Source organism: Pelotomaculum isophthalicicum JI (assembly GCF_029478095.1).
Lineage (GTDB): Bacteria > Bacillota > Desulfotomaculia > Desulfotomaculales > Pelotomaculaceae > Pelotomaculum_D > Pelotomaculum_D isophthalicicum.
In genome coordinates this window covers 1-3,545 of the sequence record NZ_JAKOAV010000070.1, presented here as the reverse complement: position 1 = coordinate 3,545, position 3,545 = coordinate 1, and the positions used below count along the sequence as shown (strand labels likewise).

Here is a 3,545-nt window from a genome sequence, read left to right as displayed (position 1 = left end):
CCCCCTTCGGCTTCCTTCAGACCCCACCGTTACCAGTGACGCCCTTGCCTACGGGTTGTCTTCCCGCTGGTTAGGTGACAGGGTTTCTTTCAACCCATCGGCTCGGCAGACATGCCGGGCGAACAAAAAAGGAGGGAGCCTTGCTCCCTCCCCGTACAAAGGTGAAACGGCTGTTAATTAAGCAGGTTGGTAATCTTAGAAACAATGCTGTTCCAAATCTGCGTTATGGAGCCCTGATACAGGGTCATGAACACAGCGCCTACCACGACAACGATGAGTACCACGATGAGCCAGCCGGTCATCTGGTCGCCGGAGGGGTTCATCAGTGTGGCCTTCGCTCTTAAAAGAGCGTTTGACATGCGTTTTCTCATGATTTTGGTCCTCCTTTCCTTAAAATTTGTGGTTGCGGTGTTGATGCTTTGCATGGGTCATACCTCCTGAAAAAGTATTTTTTATTTGAAATGGGGCGCTGCCCCATTTTCACAGATTAAAAAAGGCCCCCCATTGAGCGAATCAAGTGGGAGCCGATGACATACAGCAGGCTGGCAAGGGTTACCGCCACCAGGGGGATGGACGCGATTTTCACCCTGCGGGGCAGCGTATTCAGTTTTTTCCTGAAAACCTCCTTTGCTTTAATATCCATATCCCGTGCAAGGTAGGAAAGCGCCTCGCCTTGATGCTCGCCCCGGTGCAGGCCGATTAGGGCGTTGACTAAAAAGGAAACATCCGTTAAACCAAGACGCTCATTGAAGCTCCGCAGGGCGGTTTCGATATCCTTCGCTTTCATTTCCACGATTAGAATCGCCACGTCCTCCCGGAACGCCTCGCTTGCCACCTTGAGGTAATCCTCAAATATCTGGATTAAATCCACCTGCACCACAATCCTGCCGTCGTTCCTGCTGTCCTCAAGCCGGTAAAGGATGGAACGCACAAAGCCCGGCAGTTCCATTTCAATACGCTTCTTCTTTTCGTTCAGTTGGTCTTTGAGGTCAGTTGTGAAATGACGGTAGACGACCACCGCAAAGATCAGGATGATGGGTACAAGATTGGGCGCTCCGATGAACATAAACAGCAGCGCGAGAGGCATGGTAAAGAGAGCGCACAGGACAGCCCTGGCATGGTACTCTTGGGGAGTCAACTCCAGCCCGCCGCGCCGCAGCATGGAGGCCATTCGCGCCTCCTTGACGGGATCGAGGGGAATGAGCCGGGAAACCGGTCTTGCAAGGGGCATGATGAACCGGCTTAACAGCCGTTTTTCCGGCTTTTCCTTTTCGGCCTGTAAATTTTTAATATTCTTTTTCATACTCAGCTTCGGAATCTTGAGAAGCTGCCTGCAAATCAAAAATCCTGCCGCGGTCAGCAGGATAAAAATGATGATTTGGTAAAACAATGGCGTTCCTCCTTATCTGTTGGACGGTTTTGTGGCTTTCATCACGTAGAAGGCAGTGCCCAGCGCGGCAAGCAGCATGAGGATAATCAGGAGCTTGCCGGTGGCGGTTTGGGTCAGCAGAAAAAACCATTCGGCGTTGGCGAATCTCATCATGGGAATGATGGAGAACATCAGGCCCGCCGTCAGCAGATAGTCGCGCCAGACCCGCACCATCATGCCGTCGCTCTCGACTTGCATGGATTTTGCGTCATTCATGGCCTTGATGACGGGGAACAGGGCAAATTTCAGCCTTCTGTCGTTATGACATAAGATCAGGGTCTTGACCCATTCGTTAAAGTAGCGGTTTTTGATTTTTGCGGAAAGACGATAAAGGCCGTGCTCCACATTGGGATTGACCAAGCGGATTTCCGTAATAAATTCGTCAAAGGGCGTCGTGACTCTCAAATGCGCCGGGACATACCGGTTCTTTTCCTCCACATAGGCTTCCAACGCCTTGATGATATCGTCGCATCCCGCGTAGGCATTGGTGATGATGGACATGGTGTTTTCCAGCCCCTCGATTTCTTCCCTCGCCGCCGCCGAGCTTTTTACCGTCAAATAGAAGTAAGGGGCGGGCAGCATACAGACGGCCATTACCGCCGCAAGTCCCGCGCTGCCGAACAGCAGCATTCCCGCAGTAAAACCGCCCGCCGCTGACAGAAGCGCCATAATGAAAAACTTCTTTGGCGTGCATCGTGTCTGCCGGAACAGCGTGGTAAAGTGGATGGCAATCCGTTCGGTGATTTTCAGCTTTGTCCCCGTCAAAATTAGGCGGCGCTTTTTCAAAGGATTTTGTTCTACGGAGAAGGGGTTCAGCTTAAATAGGAGAAACAAGGCAAGGCTGATAAGGACAAATATAGCGATAAGGATACAGGTAATCGGATTCATGTCGGGCCTCCTTCCGAAAAGCGGCGGATTTCCCTTTGAGGTACACCACCCAATAAGAGCTTTTCGGCAAGAGCTGGAGAAATGTTCCCCATGCGCTGGTGACTGCCTACCACTTTGGTAATCCTGCCCTCGTCGCCACGCTCATAATGGTCCACCACATATTTGAAAAGCGTGGTTCCGGTAACTTCACCGTTTTTTATCCCGGTGGCCTCGAATACCTCCATGTATTTGCGTGATTTGTCGGGGAGTTGCATTTTAAATACCATAATGGGAAAGGCTTCTACGATGTTTTTGAGAAGCCTTTCCTCTGAAAGTGAAGTTCCGGCCTCCAGGCACATGGTCAGGACGCGGTCATAGGCTGTCCGCGCGCTGTTGGCGTGCAATGTACTAATGACCGTATGGCCCGTTCTCCCGGCTTCTTGAACTACCATAGCTTCCTTTCCCCGCATTTCCGCAGGCACAAGGATTTCCGGGTGCAGGCGCAGCGAGAGCTTCAATAGGTCCAACATGGTGATCGGATTGGGTTCCTCCTTGGTGAGAAGATGTATCACATCGTTGAGCATCACGCCGTTTTCATCATATTGAGCTAAAGACAGTTCTCTCGTGTCTTCGATGGTAACAATACGTTTATCGTGGGGAACACAGCTTAAAATATAGCCCATATCCGCCGTTTTCCCGGAACCTGTGGCTCCGGCAACGGCAAGCGATACGCCGTTGTTGACGCACATAACCAAAAAGTCCAATTCCTCGGCTGTGGCGGTATCCCATCCAATAAGATTTTCCCGTGTAATAAGCAAGGGCTTTTGCTTTCGGATGGACGCTATCGCTCCGGCATCCGGGTCAACACAGGGGGCGATGGCTCCCGACATGCGGATGCCCCTGGCAATGAAGCTGTCCCCGATGGGCTTGGAACCGTCCAGAATGACATTCCCGAACCGGCTCATTTTCCGAACAATATTGGCGCAGGCTTCCGGGTGCCCAAAGGTTTCGTTCAGACGGATTTTTCTATCCTTGTAGAGTACCCAGACGCCCCCGGAGCCGTTGACGTTGATTTCCTCCGTTTCATTGTCCTGCAAGTACGGGGACAGCAGCCCCATACCGGCACAAGGTAAGCTATGTTGCGCCTTTCCAGCTTACGCTGGTAGGTATCAACACAACTCCCTTCCGAACCGTACGTACACCTCTCGGCGTATACGGCTCTCCATTTACCTATAAACCTGTGTTATTT

At 51.7% G+C, this 3,545-nt stretch carries 5 protein-coding genes; 1 reads left to right on the top strand and 4 read right to left on the bottom strand.

All coding sequences use genetic code 11. The annotated features are described in order from the left end of the window. Window positions 1-181: hypothetical protein (locus tag L7E55_RS17375; RefSeq protein WP_277445623.1), on the top strand; the 181-nt coding region annotated here is incomplete at its 5' end. Here L7E55_RS17375 and L7E55_RS17370 read toward each other — a convergent pair. The 4 genes from L7E55_RS17370 to L7E55_RS17355 all read right to left on the bottom strand — a co-directional run bounded on the left by L7E55_RS17370 (window position 174) and on the right by L7E55_RS17355 (window position 3,393). Then, complete coding sequence (locus L7E55_RS17370; protein WP_134217942.1) at window positions 174-371, bottom strand: hypothetical protein; 198 nt, start codon at window positions 369-371, stop codon at window positions 174-176. The genes L7E55_RS17375 and L7E55_RS17370 overlap by 8 nt on opposite strands. 116 nt (window positions 372-487) lie before the next feature. Beyond that, on the bottom strand, window positions 488-1,390 hold the full coding sequence (locus L7E55_RS17365) for a hypothetical protein (RefSeq protein ID WP_277445622.1): 903 nt from the start codon (window positions 1,388-1,390) through the stop codon (window positions 488-490). Between the two features lie 12 nt (window positions 1,391-1,402). Further along, on the bottom strand, window positions 1,403-2,317 hold the full coding sequence (locus L7E55_RS17360; RefSeq protein WP_277445621.1) for a type II secretion system F family protein: 915 nt from the start codon (window positions 2,315-2,317) through the stop codon (window positions 1,403-1,405). Then, window positions 2,314-3,393, bottom strand: coding sequence for an ATPase, T2SS/T4P/T4SS family (locus tag L7E55_RS17355; protein ID WP_277445620.1), 1,080 nt, complete (start codon window positions 3,391-3,393; stop codon window positions 2,314-2,316). Before L7E55_RS17355 ends, L7E55_RS17360 begins: the two co-directional genes overlap by 4 nt. Window positions 3,394-3,545 lie beyond the last annotated feature (152 nt).

What these genes read in the sequence shown, in the direction of transcription:
- L7E55_RS17360 (WP_277445621.1), bottom strand. Translation starts at nt 2,317, where the DNA reads ATGAATCCGATTACCTGTATCCTTATCGCTATATTTGTCCTTATCAGC.
- L7E55_RS17370 (WP_134217942.1), bottom strand. Translation starts at nt 371, where the DNA reads ATGAGAAAACGCATGTCAAACGCTCTTTTAAGAGCGAAGGCCACACTG.